The organism is Streptomyces sp. NPDC005566 (genome assembly GCF_040605575.1).
Taxonomy (GTDB): Bacteria; Actinomycetota; Actinomycetes; order Streptomycetales; family Streptomycetaceae; genus Streptomyces.
In genome coordinates this window covers 11,564-31,248 of record NZ_JBEXDB010000013.1, presented here as the reverse complement: position 1 = coordinate 31,248, position 19,685 = coordinate 11,564, and the positions used below count along the sequence as shown (strand labels likewise).

21 protein-coding genes and 1 pseudogene are annotated in these 19,685 nt (G+C 68.0%); 12 read left to right on the top strand and 10 right to left on the bottom strand.

The annotated features are described in order from the left end of the window. Nucleotides 1–3: 3 nt before the first annotated feature. The 3 genes from ABZS61_RS21040 to ABZS61_RS21030 form a co-directional block, all read right to left on the bottom strand. Entirely contained in the window at nt 4–774 is a 771-nt protein-coding gene (locus tag ABZS61_RS21040) for a helix-turn-helix domain-containing protein (RefSeq protein ID WP_356423203.1), read from the bottom strand. Between the two features lie 289 nt (nt 775–1,063). Further along, nucleotides 1,064–1,273, bottom strand: a complete 210-nt coding sequence (locus tag ABZS61_RS21035) for a DUF5326 family protein (protein ID WP_351173493.1) — start codon at nt 1,271–1,273, stop codon at nt 1,064–1,066. A gap of 127 nt (nt 1,274–1,400) precedes the next feature. After that, nucleotides 1,401–1,718 (bottom strand): cupin domain-containing protein, encoded by a 318-nt coding sequence (locus tag ABZS61_RS21030; RefSeq protein WP_356423198.1) that lies wholly within the window; start codon nt 1,716–1,718, stop codon nt 1,401–1,403. A gap of 78 nt (nt 1,719–1,796) precedes the next feature. Here ABZS61_RS21030 and ABZS61_RS21025 point away from each other — a divergent pair, with 78 nt between their 5' ends. From ABZS61_RS21025 to ABZS61_RS21005, 5 genes are all read left to right on the top strand, one after another. Next, nucleotides 1,797–2,174 (top strand): phage holin family protein, encoded by a 378-nt coding sequence (locus tag ABZS61_RS21025; RefSeq protein WP_356423194.1) that lies wholly within the window; start codon nt 1,797–1,799, stop codon nt 2,172–2,174. 66 nt (nt 2,175–2,240) lie between these two features. Then, a complete protein-coding gene (locus ABZS61_RS21020) occupies nt 2,241–3,365 on the top strand; it encodes a cystathionine gamma-lyase (protein WP_356423191.1) in 1,125 nt (374 codons plus the stop codon). Between the two features lie 312 nt (nt 3,366–3,677). Further along, nucleotides 3,678–4,574: a LysR family transcriptional regulator gene (locus ABZS61_RS21015; protein ID WP_356423188.1), complete on the top strand. Its 897-nt coding sequence runs from the start codon at nt 3,678–3,680 to the stop codon at nt 4,572–4,574. A 52-nt stretch (nt 4,575–4,626) separates the two neighbouring features. Beyond that, nucleotides 4,627–5,106 (top strand): NUDIX hydrolase, encoded by a 480-nt coding sequence (locus ABZS61_RS21010; protein WP_356423185.1) that lies wholly within the window; start codon nt 4,627–4,629, stop codon nt 5,104–5,106. A 133-nt stretch (nt 5,107–5,239) separates the two neighbouring features. Next, nucleotides 5,240–5,725: a DUF2269 domain-containing protein gene (locus ABZS61_RS21005; RefSeq protein ID WP_356423182.1), complete on the top strand. Its 486-nt coding sequence runs from the start codon at nt 5,240–5,242 to the stop codon at nt 5,723–5,725. 79 nt (nt 5,726–5,804) lie between these two features. On the opposite strand, the gene ABZS61_RS21000 is transcribed toward ABZS61_RS21005, so the two are convergent. Both ABZS61_RS21000 and ABZS61_RS20995 read right to left on the bottom strand, forming a co-directional pair. Continuing rightward, entirely contained in the window at nt 5,805–6,236 is a 432-nt protein-coding gene (locus ABZS61_RS21000; protein ID WP_356423179.1) for a heme-binding protein, read from the bottom strand. Between the two features lie 108 nt (nt 6,237–6,344). Then, nucleotides 6,345–7,556, bottom strand: coding sequence for an MFS transporter (locus ABZS61_RS20995; RefSeq protein WP_356423176.1), 1,212 nt, complete (start codon nt 7,554–7,556; stop codon nt 6,345–6,347). Between the two features lie 139 nt (nt 7,557–7,695). Between ABZS61_RS20995 and ABZS61_RS20990 the strand changes: the two genes are divergently transcribed. From ABZS61_RS20990 to ABZS61_RS20980, 3 genes are all read left to right on the top strand, one after another. Continuing rightward, the gene (locus ABZS61_RS20990; protein WP_356423173.1) at nt 7,696–8,154 is read left to right on the top strand and encodes a MarR family transcriptional regulator; all 459 of its coding nucleotides are present in this window, start codon (nt 7,696–7,698) and stop codon (nt 8,152–8,154) included. Between the two features lie 27 nt (nt 8,155–8,181). After that, on the top strand, nt 8,182–8,634 hold the full coding sequence (locus ABZS61_RS20985; RefSeq protein WP_356423170.1) for a GNAT family N-acetyltransferase: 453 nt from the start codon (nt 8,182–8,184) through the stop codon (nt 8,632–8,634). Nucleotides 8,635–8,704: 70 nt separating this feature from the next. After that, entirely contained in the window at nt 8,705–9,868 is a 1,164-nt protein-coding gene (locus ABZS61_RS20980; protein ID WP_356423167.1) for a winged helix DNA-binding domain-containing protein, read from the top strand. Between the two features lie 51 nt (nt 9,869–9,919). On the opposite strand, the gene ABZS61_RS20975 is transcribed toward ABZS61_RS20980, so the two are convergent. Both ABZS61_RS20975 and ABZS61_RS20970 read right to left on the bottom strand, forming a co-directional pair. After that, the gene (locus ABZS61_RS20975) at nt 9,920–11,299 is read right to left on the bottom strand and encodes a serine hydrolase domain-containing protein (RefSeq protein ID WP_356423163.1); all 1,380 of its coding nucleotides are present in this window, start codon (nt 11,297–11,299) and stop codon (nt 9,920–9,922) included. Between the two features lie 78 nt (nt 11,300–11,377). After that, on the bottom strand, nt 11,378–11,962 hold the full coding sequence (locus tag ABZS61_RS20970; protein WP_356423706.1) for a dihydrofolate reductase family protein: 585 nt from the start codon (nt 11,960–11,962) through the stop codon (nt 11,378–11,380). 145 nt (nt 11,963–12,107) lie between these two features. Here ABZS61_RS20970 and ABZS61_RS20965 point away from each other — a divergent pair, with 145 nt between their 5' ends. Then, entirely contained in the window at nt 12,108–12,689 is a 582-nt protein-coding gene (locus tag ABZS61_RS20965; RefSeq protein WP_356423161.1) for a TetR family transcriptional regulator, read from the top strand. Nucleotides 12,690–12,733: 44 nt separating this feature from the next. Here ABZS61_RS20965 and ABZS61_RS20960 read toward each other — a convergent pair whose 3' ends face one another. Then, the gene (locus tag ABZS61_RS20960) at nt 12,734–13,918 is read right to left on the bottom strand and encodes an NADAR family protein (RefSeq protein ID WP_356423158.1); all 1,185 of its coding nucleotides are present in this window, start codon (nt 13,916–13,918) and stop codon (nt 12,734–12,736) included. Nucleotides 13,919–14,494: 576 nt separating this feature from the next. Here ABZS61_RS20960 and ABZS61_RS20955 point away from each other — a divergent pair. Together ABZS61_RS20955 and ABZS61_RS20950 are read left to right on the top strand one after the other, a co-directional pair. Further along, nucleotides 14,495–14,902: a YciI family protein gene (locus ABZS61_RS20955; RefSeq protein WP_356423703.1), complete on the top strand. Its 408-nt coding sequence runs from the start codon at nt 14,495–14,497 to the stop codon at nt 14,900–14,902. Next, complete coding sequence (locus tag ABZS61_RS20950; RefSeq protein ID WP_356423155.1) at nt 14,899–16,044, top strand: DUF6596 domain-containing protein; 1,146 nt, start codon at nt 14,899–14,901, stop codon at nt 16,042–16,044. The genes ABZS61_RS20955 and ABZS61_RS20950 overlap by 4 nt, the downstream gene beginning before the upstream one ends. Nucleotides 16,045–16,060: 16 nt before the next feature. On the opposite strand, the pseudogene ABZS61_RS20945 reads toward ABZS61_RS20950, so the two are convergent. Then, nucleotides 16,061–16,308 (bottom strand): annotated as a pseudogene (locus ABZS61_RS20945) (hypothetical protein). Then, nucleotides 16,305–17,762, bottom strand: a complete 1,458-nt coding sequence (gene dnaB / locus ABZS61_RS20940; protein ID WP_356423700.1) for a replicative DNA helicase — start codon at nt 17,760–17,762, stop codon at nt 16,305–16,307. The pseudogene ABZS61_RS20945 and the gene dnaB overlap by 4 nt, the downstream one beginning before the upstream one ends. A 476-nt stretch (nt 17,763–18,238) precedes the next feature. Here dnaB and ABZS61_RS20935 point away from each other — a divergent pair, with 476 nt between their 5' ends. Beyond that, the gene (locus ABZS61_RS20935) at nt 18,239–19,576 is read left to right on the top strand and encodes an MATE family efflux transporter (RefSeq protein ID WP_356423152.1); all 1,338 of its coding nucleotides are present in this window, start codon (nt 18,239–18,241) and stop codon (nt 19,574–19,576) included. The last annotated feature ends 109 nt before the right edge of the window (nt 19,577–19,685 follow it).

Sequence of the window (19,685 nt, the reverse complement as noted above, 5' to 3'; positions counted from 1 at the left end):
TTTTCAGATACTGATAGAGAACACGAACGAGCGCAAGAGGCTGGTCACTTCACAGCGTAGTTGTTCGACTGCGGGGAGCAACCGTTCCTCTTGGTCCAGGGGTAGCGAAATGGCCATGGCCGCCACGGCAGTTCCCACAGTGATCGGGATGGCCGCGCAGACCGTTCCCAACGCGTATTCCTGTCGTTCGACGACAGGTTCCATGCGGTTCATCGATCTCATCCGGTCGAGAAATGCCGGACGATCTCTGACGGAGTAGCGCGTGAGTGGTTGCACTGGGTGACGATCCAGGTGATCCTCGCGCGCCCTCTCGTCGAGCTGGCCCAACAGACACTGACCAAGAGCATGCGCATGGCCGGTCTCACGGAAGGCGGCCCACTCCTCGACGGCGGGAAAGTCGGGCGTATCAGCCACCGCGACGAGGTCGATCTCCCCGTCGCGGTAGACAGCGCAGTACACGGGTGCGCCGATGACATCGGCCCAGTGCGCGAGTGATTCGATGATCACACCGCGACGCGGTGCGGGCGCCCGACCTCCGACGAGGCGCTCGGCAGCGGCACCGAACAGGAAGACGCCGTTCTCCCTGCGGAGGTAGCCCTCATGGGTCAGGGTTCGCAACAGGTGATAGGCAGTAGGAAGGGGAAGCCCCGCTTCCCGTGCGAGCTGCTTCGCCGGCGCCCCTTCCCGATGGGTGCCCACAGCCTCCAGCAGTCTCAACGCCCGCTGAACCGAACCGATCAACGTCGGGACAGCGGTGCTCGATGCCGTGGTCAAAGGTCACCCCCAGGCATGGTGACGGGCGTTCAGCCCTCCCGCGGAGGCCGCCCCCACGGGCCCGCCGCGAGCCGAGGGTCCGGAGACCGGGCGGTCGCACAAACCACTGGTCAGGACGGTGACGGGCAGTCATTTCCCAGCCTACGGCAGCAGTCTGCCACTGTATCGGCACCGTCCGTCACGAGTGAGGTTTCATCCTGGACTTAGCTCAGCTGGGCTAATCGCCGTATCTGCGGCCCGGCTCCCGTTCCTCACGCGCCCGCTGCCCGGCACCGTCCCGCGTTGCTGCCTACCAGTCGCTGCGGGAGGAAGACGCCAAGAACTTCCGCACGACGAAGATCAGACCGCCCACCAGGACGACGAAGACCAGCGCCTTGAACAGCAGACCGATCACGAAGCCGACCACGCTGGCGATGAGGCCACCGAACACGACGATCGCGATGAGAGGCACCGCGACCCACTTCACCCACCAGGGCATCCCCGCGAAAATCTCCCGCACCGCCATCGTCCTTACCTCGTCTCTGTGAGTTCCTGCTTCGATGCTAGAGGCGTGGGGGTGGCCGGTGGGGGCCCGGGAGCCCTTGAAGTCCCCTGACCGATCCCCTAGGGAACCCCGAGGTGCCGGCTCAGCTCTCCGGCGGAGAGAAGACCACCATCACCCTGAGGTCCTCGGTGATGTGGTGGAACTTGTGGGCCGTTCCGGCCGGAACGTACACGACGCTCCCCCTGCCCACCTGTGTGGTCTCCATGCCGACGGTGATCGAGGCGCGGCCGCTCACGACCAAGTAGACCTCGTCCTGCTTGTGCGGCTTCTGGGGGTCGAGTTCGCCGGCATCCAGTGCGTACAGGCCGACGGACATGTTGCGTTCCCGGACGAACTGCAGGTAGGCGCCCTCGTTGGCGGCTCGCTCCGCCTCCAGCTCGTCCAGTCTGAATGCCTTCATCGCCTGTCCGCCCCTCGCGTCTGTTCTCATCTGTTCTGCCGGTGTCCGGCACCGATCATGTCTGCCACGATCAGACACATGAAGAATTTCGTAGTCAAGACGATCGCCAACGCGGGTGCACTGGCCGTGGCCATCTGGCTGCTCCAGGACATCACCCTCACCGGTGACGACACCGGGCGCGAGGTGCTCACCCTCATAGTGGTCGCGCTGCTCTTCGGCCTGGTCAACTCTGTCGTCAAGCCTGTGGTGCAGTTGCTCACGCTGCCCCTGTTCATTCTGACCCTCGGACTGGTCACCCTGGTGGTCAATGCCCTGATGCTGATGCTGACCTCGTGGCTGGCCGGTGTCTTCGACCTGAGCTTCCACGTCGACGGCTTCTGGACCGCTGTCCTCGGCGGGCTCATCATCTCGGTCGTGTCCTGGGCACTCAACGTCGTCCTGCCCGACAACGACTGATCGGCCCCTTGCTGAAAGAGTGCGGACAGGACCGGTAGGAAACCGGGGAGAGAAACGAGGAAGCGGATGAGCACCACGGGCGACGGGACACGCGCCGTACGAGCGGGACTGCCCGAGCCGGAGCAGTACGAACCCACGCTGCCCGGCCCCGTCTTCGCCGCTCACTTCCATCTGTCGGGCGAGCCCGTCGGCCCCTACACCTACGGCCGCGAGACGAACCCGACGTGGACGCATCTGGAGCGGGCCATCAGCGAGCTGGAAGCGCCGGGGGAGACGGTCGAGACCACTGTCTTCGCCTCCGGTATGGCGGCCGTCTCAGCCGTACTGCTGTCCCAGGCGCGCACCGGAGACATCGTCGTGCTCCCCGATGACGGTTACCAGGCGCTCCCCCTGGTGCGGGAGCAGCTGGAGACATTCGGCGTCGAGGTACGGACCGCGCCGACTGCGGACGACGCCCAGCTGGAGGTCCTCGAGGGGGCGAAGCTGCTATGGATCGAGACCCCGTCGAACCCGGGGCTCGACGTCTGCGACGTTCGCCGGCTCGTCACTGCGGCACACGCGGCGGGTGCTCTGGTCGCCGTCGACAACACGCTGGCCACCTCGCTCGGCCAGCGCCCCCTGGAACTGGGCGCGGACTTCTCGGTCGCCAGTGACACGAAGGGGCTGACCGGGCACGGCGACATCCTGCTCGGTCACGTGACGTGCCGGGATCCGCAGCTGTCCGCGGGCGTACGGCGGTGGCGCAAGGTCGTCGGCGCGATTCCCGGCCCCATGGAGGCCTGGCTCGCGCACCGCTCCCTGGCCACGCTGCAACTGCGGATCGACCGGCAGTGCAGCACCGCACTGGCCCTCGCAGAGGCGCTGACCGAGCGGGCGGAGGTGACCGGGCTGCGCTACCCCGGGCTGCCCACCGACGCCTCCTACCCGAAGGCCGTGCGGCAGATGCGGCGCTTCGGCTCCGTCGTCTCGTTCACGCTGGCCGACAAGGAAACGGCCGAACGCTTCATGGCCGGGCTGCGCCTCGTCGACGACGCGACGAGTTTCGGCGGTGTGCGCTCCACGGCCGAACGCCGGGCGCGCTGGGGCGGCGACGCCGTCCCGGAAGGCTTCATCCGCTTCTCGGTCGGGGCCGAGGACCCTGCCGACCTCCTGGCCGATGTGGAGCGCGCGCTCGATGAGGCCGCTCGCTAGGGACCTGCGGGACGACAACCTGCAGGACCAACCTGCGGGACACGAACCGAAGTCGCCCGGTGGTCCGGCAGGACCGGCCCAGGACGGGCGTCCCCGTCCACCTGACCGGTCCTGCTCGGGACGGGTGGTCCGAGCCTCCCCCCTCTTGGCTCGGACCACCCCGGTTCCTTGCGCGAAGAACCGCCTGCACAAGGCTAATTGACTCAGCGTCAGTGTCCAATCACAGTAGCGACAGCTGCCTATCGACATATTTATAGTTGTACGGGCCGGCTGTGCGGTTCCGGAGCGTCGCGAGGTTGGGAGAAGCAAGCCATGGACCTGGCCCTGTTACGCACATTCGTCACGGTGCACCGGGCAGGATCCTTCACCCGGGCCGCCGCGCTGCTCGGGCTGTCCCAGCCCGCTGTCACCTCGCAGATACGCACGCTGGAGCGCCAGCTGGGCCGCCCGCTCTTTCTGCGAGGGGCCCGCGGCGTCACCCCGACCACCATCGGCGACGAGCTCGCACACCGGGCCTCGCCCCACCTGGACGCATTGGTCGAGATCGCCGGGGCCGGACTCGACGAGGAGCCGGGGGTGCGCACCCTCCATCTGGCCGGTCCCCCGGAGTTCACCGCCGTACGCGCCCTTCCCGCGCTCACTCCGCTGATCTCCCAGGGTCTCGCGCTGCGCAGCACGTTCAACGGCAATGCCGAGGACACGCTGCAAGGACTGGCTGCCGGACACCATGATCTGGCCATCACGACCGCTCGTCCACGCGGAGGACTGTTCACGTCGACGACCCTCTGCGACGAGGAGCACGTCCTGGTCGCGTCGCCGCGCTGGGCCGGGCGGCTCGGGCCCGGCACACTGCGGCACAAGGGCTCAGTCGTCCTGGAACAACTTCCGGTGGTCGAGGTCCACGAGAGCCTTCCCCTGGTCTCCCGGTACTGGGCTGCCGTGTTCGACAGCAGACCCGCCGCTTCCGCCACGGTGATCGCGCCGGATCTGCGGGCGGTCCTGCAGTGTGCTGCTGCGGGCGCCGGTCTCGCCGTCCTGCCCCGCTATCTCTGCGAGGACGCGCTGGAGCGGGGCGAAGTCGTGGCACTGCTCGACCCGCCGGTACCGCCGCTGCGGACGTACTTCCTCGCCGTGCGGACCGGCACGCTGGCTCTCCCCCACATCGCGCGGGCGCACGAATGCCTGGTGCGTGCAGCCGTGGACTGGTGACCGGTCGGCCTGTAGGAGTTTCAGATCGCGTTTCATGGGCCACTCTCTTGCCATGACCGAACGTCCTGTGGTCAAGCGCACCGCACGCGCCGTCCTGCTCGACGGCGATGACCTCATCCTCATCAAGCGCAGCAAGCCGGGGGTGGATCCGTACTGGGTCACGCCGGGTGGCGGAGTCGAGCCCGAGGACGCCACCGTCGTCGACGCCCTGCACCGCGAGGTCGACGAGGAGCTCGGCGCCAAGATCATCGATGTCGTGCCCTGCTTCGTCGATACCGTGGAACACATCGCGGGTGGCGGCGTCAAAGGTGTGAAGGTGCAGCACTTCTTCGTCTGCCGACTGGAATCCATGGATCCGTCACGACGGCACGGCCCTGAAATCGACGATCCCTGCGGGGAGTACGAAATCGTGCGGGTGCCCTTCAGCCGCGTCGGTATCGCAGCCGTGCACCTCGTTCCGCTGTCCTTGCGCCACTACCTGGACGGCAACATCGAAGGCGTACGGGCGATGCAATCGCCTGACCTGGGCTGAGAGTCGAGCGCCTGACCTGGGCTGAGAGTCTCCGGCACGCCGGTGCCACGGCCGTCCGTACGCCGAGGCCAGTACATGCGGATACTCCCGCTGTCAGATGACCGCTCGTCCCACGCTTGACACCGTGTTTCACGTGAAACCACTCAAGCGCCCTGTTCGCCGGAGCCTCCTCGTCGCCCATGTCGCCGTTTCCGTGAGCTGGCTGGGGCTCACGGTCGGACTGCTGGCCCTCGGCCTCGCCGCGTTCCTCACCGGTGACTCCTCCATGACGGAGGCGGCCACCCGTTCCATGAAGGTCTTCGGCGACTGGCTGGTCGTGCCGGTTGCTCTGCTCTCCCTCCTGAGCGGCCTCGTACTGTCGCTCGGCACCCCATGGGGCCTGGCGAGGCACCGCTGGGTCTGGACGAAATTCTGGCTGACTCTGGTCACCGCAGGGCTGTCGATCTTCTCGCTCCGCCCAGGTATCGATGAGGCCGCCGCCCAGGGTTCCGCGGACATCAATCTGGTCATTGCGCCCTCGGTGGCAACGGCCACCTACCTCTTCATCACCGCGATCTCGGTGCTGAAGCCGTGGGGGCCGACCCGGCGGGGTCGGCGCCTGCGTGCCTCAAAGGCCTGACACGCACCTCGGGGGCCCGCGGAGCGCGGGCCCCCGAGGGCGGTCGACGGCGTTGCCGGTATTCGCGCGGCAGGAACCCTCAGACGAGGGACTCGGCTGCGGCGGTCGCGAACCCATGGTCCTGTGCTGGGGCGCCGCCACCGACGCCGACGGCACCGATGAGCCGACCGCCGCGATGGACCGGGACACCGCCTGCGATGAAGAGCAGCGGGCGGTCGAGTGCGGTCGGCAGCGTGTGGAAGAGGCCGCCGGGCTGGACGGCGTCCACCAGGTCAGCCGTGGGGGCGTTCAGCTGGAGGGCGGTGTACGCCTTGCGAGTGCTGGTCTCTCCGGCGATGAGCACGGCCCGGTCGTCGCGGCGGAAGGACAGCAGATGACCGCCTGCGTCCAGGATGGTGACGGCGACGCTCACACCGGCGGCCTCGGCAGCCCGACGAGCGGTGTCCACGAGCGTTTCCGCGTCCTGGATGGTCAGCGGGGCGAAGGCGGTGGTGGCTGTGGCTGTGCTCATGGGGAGACTCCTTGACGCGGGGGTGACTGCGGTGTTGGTGCGGACCGCCGGCCGGAGGATCCGGATGCGGCAGGGCGGCCGTGCCGGGGCCGGTGGTGAAGCCGGGTGTCAGTGCCTGCCGACGGCGACGGCAACCGGCTCGGGGGCGTGCTCGGCAACCAGTCGGCCACGGGTGGCCGTGCGGCGCTCGATCGCGCCGGAGACGATGGCGAGGACTAGCGCCGACGCCGTGAGAACGGCGCCGACCCAGTTGGGTGCGGTGTATCCGAGCCCGGCAGCGATGACCATCCCGCCGAGCCACGCCGACAGCGCGTTCCCGAGGTTGAAGGCGCCGATGTTCACGGCGGAGGCAAGGGTGGGAGCACCCGCCGCCTGATCGAGAACGCGCTTCTGGAGCGGCGGCACGGTCGCGAAGCCCAGCCCTCCGATGAGGACGATCGTGATGGCGGCGGCGGTCTTGTCGTGGGCGGTCAGCGTGAACAGCGCCAGGACCACGGCGAGAGCGCCGAGCGATATGTACAGCAGCGGCATCAGGTGGCGGTCGGCGAACCTGCCGCCGAGCAGGTTGCCTCCGACCATGCCGAGCCCGAACAGGACCAGCAGCCAGGTGACGGAGGACGGCGAGTAGCCGGCGATCTCGGTCATCATCGGGGTGATGTAGGTGATCGCCGCGAAGACGCCGCCGAAACCCAGCACTGTCATCGCCATGGCGAGGAGCACCTGCACGTTGCGGAAGACGGCCAGCTCGTGGCGGATCCTGACGCCCTCGGGCCTGGGCTGCTCGGGTACGAGCCTGGCCACGCCGAGAAGGCCGAGGACACCGAGTCCGGCAACGACGAAGAACGTGGTCCGCCAGCCGACACTCTGGCCGATGTAAGTGCCCAGGGGGACCCCGACGACGTTGGCGACGGTGAGCCCGGTGAACATCATGGCGATGGCGCCGGCCTTCTTCTCCGGAGCGACCAGGTCGGCGGCAACGACCGATCCGATACCGAAGAAGGCTCCATGGGCGAGCGAGGCGATGACTCGTCCGGCGAGCATCACACCGAAGACCGGGGCGATTGCGGACACGACGTTCCCCACGATGAACAACCCCATCAGGAGCATCAACGCGCGTTTGCGGGTGACCCGGGTACCCAGCACGGTCATCAGCGGAGCGCCGAGAACCACGCCCAGGGCATAGCCCGTGACCAGAAAGCCTGCGGTGGGGATCGAGACCTGGAAGTCCGCCGCAACATCGGGGAGCAACCCCATGATCACGAACTCGGTGGTTCCGATACCGAATGCCCCGATGGCGAGGGCGAGGAGCGCGAGCGGCATGGGTTCACCTTCCCTGAAGATTGCGTCTGCACCTTACAAGCGTCCACAATAATTGCAAGCGCGGGTTAATTGCAAGCGCGGGCTATTGCGCATGTGCCCTATCCTGGGATGCACGCAGCTCCGCACGGAGGAGAGACACATGACCGCGACAGATCCCGCACTGACCGCCCTCTCCCAGGGCTGGTGCGCCCTCTCGCTGCTCCACGGAAAGATCGAGGCCCACATCGAGCGGGCTCTGCAGTCCCGCCACGGCCTCAGCGTGCGTGAGTACTCGCTGCTCGACGTCCTGAGCCGCCAGCACAGCGGCACGGGCGGCCATCTTCAGATGAAGCAGGTGTCCGACGCCGTCGTACTGAGCCAGAGCGCCACCACCCGACTGGTCACCCGGCTCGAGGACCGCGGCCTGCTGACCCGGTACCTCTGCGACACGGACCGGCGAGGCATCTACACCGACGTCACCGAAGCGGGCCTCGCACTGCTCGGTGAGGCGCGGCCGACCAACGACACCGCGCTGCGTGCCGCCCTGGACGAGGCTGCGAAGAACCCGGAACTCGCCCCGCTGGTCAGGACCGTCGAAGCCCTCAAGGTCCCCGCCTGAGCGGGTGAGTTGCGTAGTCTGCCGATCATGAGCGATATCGCAATACGTCCCGCTGTCCTCACCGACATCCCGGCCATCGTGGCCATGCTCGCCGACGACCCGCTCGGCGCGCAGCGCGAGTCACCGGACGACCTCGCCCCGTACGACTCCGCATTCCGACGGCTGGCCGGCGACCCCCATCAGCATCTCGTCGTCGCCGTGCGCGAGGAGCGCGTCGTAGGGACGCTGCAACTCACCGTGGTCCCCGGGCTGTCGCGGCGCGGTTCGACCCGCTCGATCATCGAAGGCGTCCGCATCCATGCCGCTGAGCGCGGCAGCGGTCTCGGTACCCAGCTGATCCAGTGGGCGGTCGACGAATCCAGGCGCCAGAAGTGCCAGTTGGTGCAGCTGACGTCCGACGCCTCCCGCGCAGACGCCCATCGCTTCTACGAGCGGCTCGGGTTCACCGCGAGCCACGTGGGCTTCAAGCTCGCGCTCTGAACGGAATCCGCGAGCCACATGGACTTCGAGCTCGCGCTCTGAACTGGATCGTCTCCACCCCAGGGGAGCCATGCATCGCATCGATGACAACCAGCGTCGGATCAGGCTCGGCAGGCGGCATCTGCTGGCCCCTTCCGTGCGGGCCGACTCCGTCGTGGCCGCTGCCGACGCTGTTGTAGCCCTGCACGCCACCGACGCCGCCACGGTCTTCCTCTCCGCGTGCGCCCGGCTGTCCGAGGCGAGCGTAGAGGCGGTGGAGCACGCACTCTACGAAGACGTCTCCCTGGTGCGACTGCTCTCCCTGCGGAACACCCTGTTCACGATGTCGACGGACATCGCGCCTGCCATCGACGCGTCCAATGCGCGGGCCGTGGCGGCCAAGGAGCGCCGCACTCTGCTCAAGCACCTCCGGGAGGACGGCAACGGGCTGGACGAAGCCTGGCTGTCCGCCACCGAACGGGAGACGCTGGCCGTACTGGCAGCGCGCGGCCACGCCTCGGGGAGCGAGCTCTCCGCCGCTGTACCAGCCCTACGCACCAAGATCACCGTCTTCCCGGGCACGAAGCAGGAGACGGTGCAGGGAGTCGCCTCCCGGGTCATCCGCGTCCTGGCCGCCGACGGACGCATCCGCCGGGGTCGCCCCCGTGAGTCCTGGACCTCCAGCCAGTTCCGCTGGACGCCCGCCGATCCCTGGCCCACGTCCGCAGTCGCCGAGGCACAGGCCGAGGTGGCCAGGCGCTGGCTCCGCGCGTACGGTCCCGCGACCGAAGCCGACCTGAAGTGGTGGACGGGCTGGGGCCTCCGTGAGACACGCAAGGCGCTGGCCGCCGCCGACGCCGAGGAAGTGCTTCTCGACAACGGAGCTTCAGGCTGGGTCGCGCCGGGCGATGTAGCTCCAGACATGCCCCTGGAACCCTGGGCGGCACTGCTGCCCAGCCTCGACCCGAGTGCGATGGGCTGGTCCGACCGCAGCTTCCACCTGGCGGTCAGCCACCGTACGGCGCTCTTCGACCGGGCGGGCAACATCGGCCCCACCGTGTGGTGGAACGGCGAAATCGTGGGCGGCTGGGCCCAGCGAGCGGATGGCGAGCCGGTGTGGCGACTGCTGTCCGACGTCGGCCGGGATGCCTCGGTCCTGATCGAGGCAGAGGCATCCCGGCTGTCCGCCTGGGTGGGCGAGGCTCGGATCACACCGCGCTTCCGTACCCCACTGGAGCGCGAACTGACGGCCTGAGCCGTCTGTCGCCCTCATCCGGTGTTTCACGTGAAACACCGGCTACGAAACTCAGGTGGCAAGTCCTCTCCAGCCGCCCTCGGCCACCCCACCGGGAACCGCCGCCCCCTTGTCATAGGGCTCCCGTGTGAAAGCGAATGATCCGAGGTCGAGATGATCCACGGTGCCGTCATCGGCGCGCACGACCCGAAGCGACTCCCCCGCGTAGTAGCCGTTGAGGCCGACCCATGTGCCATCCGGACGTGCGCGAAAGCGGGCACTGCGACCGGCCCCGCGCAACGGCTGGAGCTCGAGGCCGCGCTCCGCAGCCAGTTTCAGGACGTAGGCATGGGTGCCCCAGTACCAAGGGCCGGTCAGCGCCAGGAGCTCCTCGTCGACGTCGGGCAGCGGACGCCAAGGCTCCGGGATCCTCGGCTCCGCATCGGCGACGATCTGCACCAGGTCCGCGGCAATCGTGCCGGTGAGCGGGCCGGAAGTGGCATTGGTGAGCACCACGGCGGCTACATCGTCCTCGACGCTGAACCACAGGGCGGCAAGGAAACCCGGAAGCGAACCCGAATGACCGAGGAGCGTTCGGTCATCCCGTCGTACGGCCTGCAGGCCGAGGCCGTACGTGCCGGCCCAGTCGCCCGCTTCGGGCGGAGCCGAGGGCGTGCGCATCTCCTCGACGGACGAGGCACGGAGGACGCGGTCGTCCCCCCGCGCCAGGAAGGAGGCGAACCGGAGGAGATCGGTGGTGGTCGACCAGAGCTGACCGGCCGGCGCCATCAGACCGAGGTCCTCGGTCGGCTCGGGAAGCATGACGTCCGCCCACGGATGGACCGCCCAGCCTCCCGCATGCGGGGCCTGCGGCTGCGGAGTCGTACGGTCCATCCCCAGCGGTTCCAGGATCTCGCGATGCAGTACCTCGGCCCAAGGAGCACCACGCAGCTCCTCGACGAGGGACCCGAGCAGCGTGTAGCCGGGGTTGGAATAGTGGTGGCTGCGCCCGGCCGGATGCAGCTGTGGCTGCTCACCCAACACGTCGGCGAGCTCGGGCCTGACAGTCCCCGGCGTCCGCTCCCACCAAGGTGCAGGTGATTCGGCGGCCAGACCTGCGCTGTGGCCCAGCAGTTGAAAGACGGTCGCCTTTCCCGCTCCCGTACCCCGAAGGTGCTTCTCCAGCGGGTCGTCCAGATCGAGCAGGCCCTCGTCACGCAGGCGCAGCACCAGCACAGCGGTGAACGTCTTGGTGATGGAGCCGATTCTGAACTGTGTATCGGCATCGGGGGCATGCCCGTCGACACACGTGCGCGAACCGTTCCAGACGATCTGCCCGTCCCGCAGAACTGCGGCGACGACCGAGGGGGTACGCCCTTCGGACTGCGCGGTGGCAATGCGGTGGAGCAGAGTGCGCCGGGTACTGGGAAGCAAGGCTTCGGATGAGGTCATGGCACAAGGACTACCTGCACGGCAGCCGCCGGGCGAATCCTTATCGCTGTAGGCCGATGGAGCCCCGGCGTCGGTGCGTCAGCGCTTACGGCTGTACGTCCTCACCAGCGACCCGTTCTCGAAGGTACGCAAGCCTTCCAGGGTGAAGTCGGCGGTCGCGAAGTCCGATCCGAACATCGGCATTCCGGACCCGAACACCTGTGGATAGGTCTTGATGACGAGTTCGTCGACCTCATCGATCAGCTCGCCTGCAAGGCTGGATCCCCCGCAGAGCCAGATGCCCAGTTCGCTGTCCTCCGCCTTGAGTTCCCTGATCCGTCCGACCAGGTCGTCGGCCACGAGTTCCACCTTCGGATCGGGGGACTCCCGCAGAGTCCTGGAGGCAACCAGCTCCCTCATGTGGCCATACGGGCTGGTGATCCCGGCGTCCACCGCCAACTGATAACTGCCCCGCCCCTGGACCACGGTGTCGAAGTGCTGGTTCTCGGCGTCCTCGAACCCCAGCGCCTCACGCCCCTGCGCCGAGATCGTCTCCGGATACTCGGACGTGAGGAATCCTAGGAACTCCTCACTGACGAAGGCCATCAACGATGTCGCGTCGCCGTTCGGATCGCCGATGAACCCGTCGATCGAGCACGCGACGAAATAGGTGAGCTTTCGCATCTGATCCCCGTTCTGCACAAGCCTGTCGGTCATGAAAGAGAAGTAGCTGCGGCGCCAGCTGCCCGCCCGCAACCACTTCAACTAGAGTGCTCCATGTGTAGTGGTAGTGCAAGCCTCTTTTCGAGGCGAGTGGAGGAGACGACTGATGGCCAGGAATCCTGAGCGCAGGACGGCGCTCGTCGACGCAGCCATCGACGTGCTGGCCGGCGAAGGAGCCCGCGGACTCACCTTCCGTGCAGTGGATGCCCGGGCGGGTGTCCCCCTCGGCACCTCGTCCAACTACTTCGCGAGCCGGGACGATCTGTTCATGCAGGCGGGCTCCCGCATCAACCACCGCATGACACCGGACGCGGCCAGGGTCGAGCACGCGATGCGTCCCGAGCCCTCGCGCGAGCTGGTCACGTCACTCATGCGCTGGCTGGTCCAGCGCATGACCGATGACCGCGCCGGCTATCTGGCCATGCTCGAGCTCCGCCTCGAAGCCACACGCCGCCCGGCGCTCCGGGCCCGCCTGACCGAGACCGTACGCGCCGAGTTCGACCAGAATCTCAGCCTCTACCAGGACGCGGAACTGCCGGGCGACGAGCACACCTTCCTCGCCCTCCACCTGGCGATGACTGGCCTTCTCCTGGAGCACCTCACCCTGCCCGACATGCTCTCCGACACGACGCTCGACCGCCTGGTGGACCTCGTGGTCACCACTGTCGTGCCCGATCACCGCGCCTGAACGGCTCCGCCGTGGTGTGCTCTGCACGTTCGTTCGGGGCTCGGTCAGCACCGCAGCGCCTGTCGGGCAACGAGCCCGGCACGGGTCAGTTCGAGCAGGCGGCCCACCCAGTTGCGCCCCCGGCCGTCGCGGGCGTCCCGCCAGAAAGGGGAGTCCGAGTGGCCTGTGTAGCTGATCACGCCGTCCCCCGTGGAGAGCAAAATCTCGGCGAGGTCGGGATGCTGGGTGAATTTCGCCTCCAGCAAACCGCCCATGACGGCGAGTCGCATCCTGGGCCAGTCCGCTCTGCGCGCTGCGCGGCCTCCCCTGTCCTGCGCCTCCCGCCCGCCCGGCGCATCGCGGATCCGATCGTGTTCGGCAGCATCGGCCGCTGACAGGGCCCAGTAACCGTGGAGCACGGAAGGGTAGGTCTCCCCGCCGAAGACCACCGGCGCCGGGAACTCGTTACGCAGCACGAACAGTCCGAGTACGTCCGGCCAGCCCCGCGGGAAGACGGATTCCTGCGAAGTGAAGGCAGCCTCGCCGGCCGTGACCGGATCGTCAGCATGCTGGACGGCGCGATGCTCCTCCTGCCGCGCGACCCCCTCCTCGCCCTGGTCGAAGTAGTCCAGGACCTCCGCGTGCATCTCCGAGGTCACCACTGGGCCGCCCCCGACGACAGCGGCACCCACATCGGTCAACAGGATCCGCAGGGGGCGGTCCTGACGGTCCATGTCACCGAGGACGTAGATACGGAGGTGGGGTGGAACCGCCAGGTACGCCTCTCGGAGCAGGGCGCGGTTGGACTCACTCGGGTCCTGCTGGAAACGTCCGATCGCATCCCAGCAACGCTGTCCGGTCGTGGGCCGTCCGTTGAGCTCTTCGACCTTGTCGGCCACTTCGAGGAGGAATCCGTCCGGGGTCACCGGCTCACCGGTTCTGGAGACCCACTTCGACCGCTCTTCAGGGAGCTTCGAAGCCGCCGGTTCCGTAGCCGAGACCGGCTCCGTCGCCGAGACCGGCTCCGTGACCGAGACCGGCTCCGTGACCGAGATCCCGCCCGATGCCAGCAGCTTCTCCAGGCCGCGCAGGTCGGTCCACTCCTCGCACCTGACTGCCCCGTCCGCGAAGACAATCAAATCGTCGAGGAAGTACCGGTCGTTCCATGGGCTCCGCCGCCAGACGTGGCACCAGACCCCGTCGATCCTCTCGCCGTCCACTGTCCGATACGTCGGCCTCCGCCATGTCATGCGTGCACGTTATCGATCGAGAGCAGACCACGGCCACACAAACGGGCGGCCCTCGCAGGACTGACGATCACCCGAGGACAAGCAGGAGCCTCGCGGCCGGCTCGCCCGGTTCGTCTGGACAGGCTCGCGGCGGCTGCATGGCTACGCCAGCAGGCCGTCGGGGCGACGAGCTTCCTACCGGAACGAGTCGTGAGTCGCCACCGTGGAGCGCGCAGGCCCGATGGGACGCTGGGCGGACCAGAAGGACGACGTCGGGAGGGACAGCCGTGCAACCGAACGAGATCACCGAGGTTCTGAACCGACCGATCAGCCGGGGACCGCCGGCCCGCGACCTGACCCGCTGGGCTTACGTCACCAAGGAACGGCACACCCCGGGGATCAGCCGCGCCGGACGGATCGCCCCGCCCCGGCCCCACTGCGGGTGCACGAAGCCGTTGAGCTGCGGCGTCGGCGCCTTCGATGTCGCATCTGAAATCCGCGAAGAAACTTCGTCGCAGGATGTCGAGAACCCGCGCACGGCTCCGTCCCTGGAGCGAACACGGCCACTACGGGCCGTACGTCACAGAGGAGAACCTGATGGCCAAGTACCTGCTGCTCAAGCACTACCGTGGCGCGCCGGCAGCGGTCAACGACGTGCCGATGGACCAGTGGGAGCCGGAAGAGGTATCGGCCCACATCCAGTACATGCGCGACTTCGCCGCTCGACTCGAAGGCACCGGCGAGTTCGTCGACGCCCAGGCGCTCTCCCCGGAGGGCACGTTCGTCCGCTCCGACGGTGAGGGTCGGCCCCCGGTCACCGACGGACCGTTCGCGGAGACCAAGGACCTGATCGCCGGCTGGATGGTGATCGACGTCGAGACCTACGAGCGGGCGCTCGAGCTGGCCGGCGAGTTGTCCGCTGCGCCGGGTGCGGGTGGGAAGCCGATCCACGAGTGGCTCGAGTTGCGCCCGTTCTACGCCGAGCTGCCCACGACCACCGAGTGAACGAGTCGCTGCTCCGGGAGCTGGTGCCCTCGGTGATCGGTGTTCTCGTCCGCCGCGGAGCCGACTTCGCTGCGGCCGAGGACGCCGTGCAGGATGCCCTGGTCGAGGCCGTGCGGGTGTGGCCGGACAACCCGCCGCGGGACTCCAAGGGCTGGCTGGTCACCGTGGCCTGGCGCAAGTTCCTCGACGCCTCCCGTGCCGATACCTCCCGGCGGCACCGCGAGGTGCGCGTCGAGCGCGAGCCCGTACCCGGCCCGAGCGAGACGGTGGATGACCCGCTCCAGCTGTACTTCCTGTGCGCGCATCCGTCCCTGACACCGGCCTCGGCCGTCGCGCTCACGCTCCGGGCGGTCGGCGGCCTGACCACGCGCCAGATCGCACAGGCCTACCTCGTGCCGGAGGCGACCATGGCCCAGCGGATCAGCAGGGCCAAGCGGACCGTCTCCGGGGTCCGGTTCGACCAGCCCGGTGACGTCGCCACGGTGCTGCGCGTCCTCTACCTGGTCTTCAACGAGGGCTATTCCGGCGACGTCGACCTGGCCGCCGAAGCGATCCGGCTCACCCGTCAACTGGCGGCCGGAACCCGCCATGAGGAGGTCGCGGGCCTGCTCGCGCTCATGCTGCTCCACCACGCACGGCGCCCGGCACGGACCGGCCCCGACGGTCGGCTCGTGCCCCTCGCGGAGCAGGACCGCAGCCTGTGGGACACCCGCTTGATCACCGAGGGCGTCGACGTGCTCCAGACGGCCCTCGCCCGCGACCACCTGGGCGAGTTCCAGGCCCAGGCCGCCGTCGCCGCGCTCCACGCCGACGCCCGGACCGCCGAGGAGACCGACTGGGTTCAGATCGTCGAGTGGTACGACGAACTGGTGCGCCTCACCGACAGCCCGGTGGCCCGCCTCAACCGGGCTGTCGCGGTCGGCGAGGCCGACGGCCCGCGTGCCGGCCTGGCAGCCCTGGCGGGGCTCGACCCCGCCCTGCCCCGCCACACCGCTGTCGTGGCGTACCTGCACGAGCGTGACGGTGACCCGGTGACCGCAGCACGGCTCTACGCCGAAGCCGCCCGATCTGCGCCCAGCCTCCCCGAGCGTGACCACCTCACTCGACAGGCCGCACGGCTCAATTCTCGACTGCGCGGTTGAGCGAGGGGCCGAGAGGTCAGCTGGGCGGGAATGCGATCTGGCGACGGGCAGACCCCCACACTTCCTTGAACTCCTCGGAGGTGCGTTGTTCGGGGTCGTGGCCTTCCCAGGCCGAGACGGGCAGAGCGGCAGTGATCCCGAACCTGCTGTCGTACTCGTCGAGGCGGCCTGCGAATCTCAGTTCGGTGTCGAAGCCGACTTCCATCCGACATCGACCGTGGGATTCCGACACGAAATCCGAGACCCTGCACACGGGTTGATCAGGTCTGCGCCATGTCCACGAAACGCGAGTAGTGGCCCTGGAAGGCCACAGTGATCGTCGCCGTCGGACCGTTACGGTGCTTGGCCACGATCAGGTCTGCCTCGCCCGCACGGGGCGACTCCTTCTCGTACGCGTCCTCGCGATGCAGCAGGATCACCATGTCGGCGTCCTGCTCGATGGAACCGGACTCACGCAGGTCGGAGACCATCGGCTTCTTGTCCGTACGCTGCTCGGGCCCACGGTTCAGCTGGGAGAGCGCGATGACCGGTAGCTCCAGCTCCTTGGCGAGGAGCTTGAGGTTTCGGGACATGTCCGAGACCTCCTGCTGACGGCTCTCGGCACGCTTGGCACCGCCGGACTGCATCAGCTGCAGGTAGTCGATGACGACGAGCTTGAGATCGTTTCGCTGCTTCAGACGACGGCATTTCGCCCGGATCTCCATCATCGAGAGGTTCGGCGAATCGTCGATGTAGAGCGGAGCTGCCGAGACGTCCGGCATCCGTCGGGCCAGCCTGGTCCAGTCCTCGTCGGTCATCGTGCCGGAGCGCATGTGATGGAGCGCCACCCGCGCCTCGGCGGACAGCAGGCGCATCGCGATCTCGTTGCGCCCCATCTCCAGGGAGAAGATCACGCTCGGCAGATTGCTCTTGATCGAGCATGCGCGGGCGAAGTCCAGAGCGAGCGTGGACTTTCCCATGGCGGGGCGCGCCGCGATGACGATCATCTGGCCGGGGTGCAGGCCGTTCGTCAGGGAGTCCAGATCGGTGAATCCGGTCGGCACACCGGTCATCTCGCCGCTGCGTGACCCGATCGCCTCGATCTCGTCGAGGGCACCCTCCATGATGTCGCCGAGTGGCAGGTAGTCCTCACTGGTGCGCTGCTCGGTGACGGCGTAGATCTCGGCCTGGGCAGAGTTGACGATCTCGTCGACGTCTCCGTCGGCGGCGTATCCCATCTGCGTGATCTTCGTACCCGCCTCGACGAGACGCCGTAGCACGGCCCGCTCGTGGACGATCTCCGCGTAGTACGAGGCGTTGGCGGCCGTCGGCACGGACTGGACCAGCGTGTGCAGGTACGGGGCTCCGCCGACCTTGGTGATCTCGCCGCGCTTGACCAGCTCGGCAGCCACGGTGATCGGGTCAGCCGGCTCGCCCTTGGCGTAGAGGTCGAGGATCGCCGTGTAGACGGTTTCGTGGGCGGGACGGTAGAAGTCGTGGCCCTTGATGATCTCCACGACGTCGGCGATGGCGTCCTTGGACAGCAGCATGCCGCCGAGCACGGACTGCTCCGCGTCGAGGTCCTGCGGAGGCACGCGCTCGAACCCGGACGAGCCACCGTCCCAGCCGCTCTCACGCCCCCGGTCGTGCTGCTCGTCCCGCCCCTTGCCCTCACCGCGGCGCTGACGGGAAACGGGCAGACGGTCACTGGGACCGACGTCGGCCCAGGGATCGTCCAAAGGCTCGGGAATGCTCACCGGGCCACCTCCTCCCGTCCGCTTCGCGGACCTAGCCCTGCCACTCTTTCTTACGGCACGGCACCGACAAACAAGACGCCCGACTCCGGTTCCGGCGCGTCAAGTTCTGCGGACTTCCAAGCCGGAACGGAGTGCGGGCGCCGCCCCACGGTAGGCCGGTCCGCACCGTCAGCCAATCTGGTTATCCACAGGGCATGTGGACGACGGACCAGATGCTGTGGAGAACTCCACGGAACCTGTGCACGGACCGGGGGACAGCACTGTGGACAAACTCATACCGGCCCCATCAGGGTGGGCCTGACCTGCGATTTCTCCATCCACCGGCTGTGGGGGAGAAAAACTTTTCTTCTCAGCGCAAGATCACTGCAAACCGCGCACCAGCGAACCCCGGACTCGACCTAAAGTAAGGACCGCTATCGCATTGCATCTCTTACCTGTGGAAGATTAGATTAGCCCTCATGACCCAGGCCCCCACGACCCGACGATCCAGTCGCCGCAGACACGACCGCGAGATCATCGCACTGGCCGTTCCGGCCTTCGGCGCGCTCGTTGCCGAGCCGCTCTTCGTCATCGTCGACAGCGCCATCGTCGGTCACCTCGGCACCTCCCAGCTCGCCGGCCTGGGAGTCGCAGCGGCCCTGCTGACGACTGCCGTGAGCATCTTCGTCTTCCTCGCCTACGCCACCACGGCGGCGGTCGCCCGCCGGGTCGGCGCGGGAGATCTGCCCTCCGCGATCCGCCAGGGCATGGACGGCATCTGGCTCGCCCTGCTGCTCGGCGCCGTCGTCGTCGCCGTTGCAATCCCGTCGGCCCCCTGGCTGGTCGAGGCTTTCGGCGCATCGGACACCGCCGCTCCCTACGCCACCACGTATCTGCGGATCTCCAGCCTCGGGATTCCGGCCATGCTCGTCGTGCTCGCCGCGACCGGCGTCCTGCGCGGCCTGCAGGACACCCGTACGCCGCTCTACGTCGCCATCGGCGGTTTCACCACCAACGGCGTGCTCAACGTGGTCCTGGTCTACGGAGCCGGCCTCGGGATCGCCGGGTCCGCCTGGGGAACTGTGATCGCCCAGGTGGGAATGGCCCTCGCCTATCTGATCGTCGTGGTGCGCGGGGCCCGTCGACATGGCGCCTCGCTGCGCCCCGACGCCGCGGGCATCAGGGCCAGCGCACAGGCGGGTGTCCCCCTGCTGGTCCGTACGCTTTCGCTGCGCTCGGTCCTCATGATCGCCACTGCTGTCGCCGCCCGGCTGGGCGACACGGACATAGCCGCGCACCAGATCATCCTCTCGCTCTGGAGCCTCACGGCCTTTGCGCTCGACGCCATCGCCATCGCGGGTCAGGCCATCATCGGCCGCTACCTGGGAGCGAACGATGCCAAGGGCGCACGGGAAGCCTGCCGCCGCATGGTCCAGTGGGGTATCGCATCCGGGGTGGTCCTGGGAGTACTGATCGTGCTGGCACGACCTCTGTTCCTCCCGCTCTTCACCGGTGACGAGTCCGTGCAGGATGCCCTGCTGCCCGCCCTGCTGGTCCTGGCGGTCTCCCAGCCGATCGCCGGCGTGGTCTTCGTCCTGGACGGAGTGCTGATGGGAGCCGGCGACGGCTGCTATCTGGCCTGGGCCATGCTCGTGACCCTGGCCGTCTTCGCTCCGGTCGCCCTTCTGGTCCCTACCTTCGGAGGAGGCCTCACGGCTCTCTGGTGGGCGATGACGCTGATGATGGCGGTCCGGCTGGTGACGCTCTGGATCCGGACCCGCTCGGGCCGGTGGATCGTCACCGGCGCCACGCGCTGAGCTGGACCGGATCAGAGCCCAGGCCCAGGCACAGGCGCAGGAGCAGATGCTGGAGCTGGAGCTGGAGCTGGAGCTGGAGCTGGAGCTGGCGACAGCCTCGCTCCGCTCG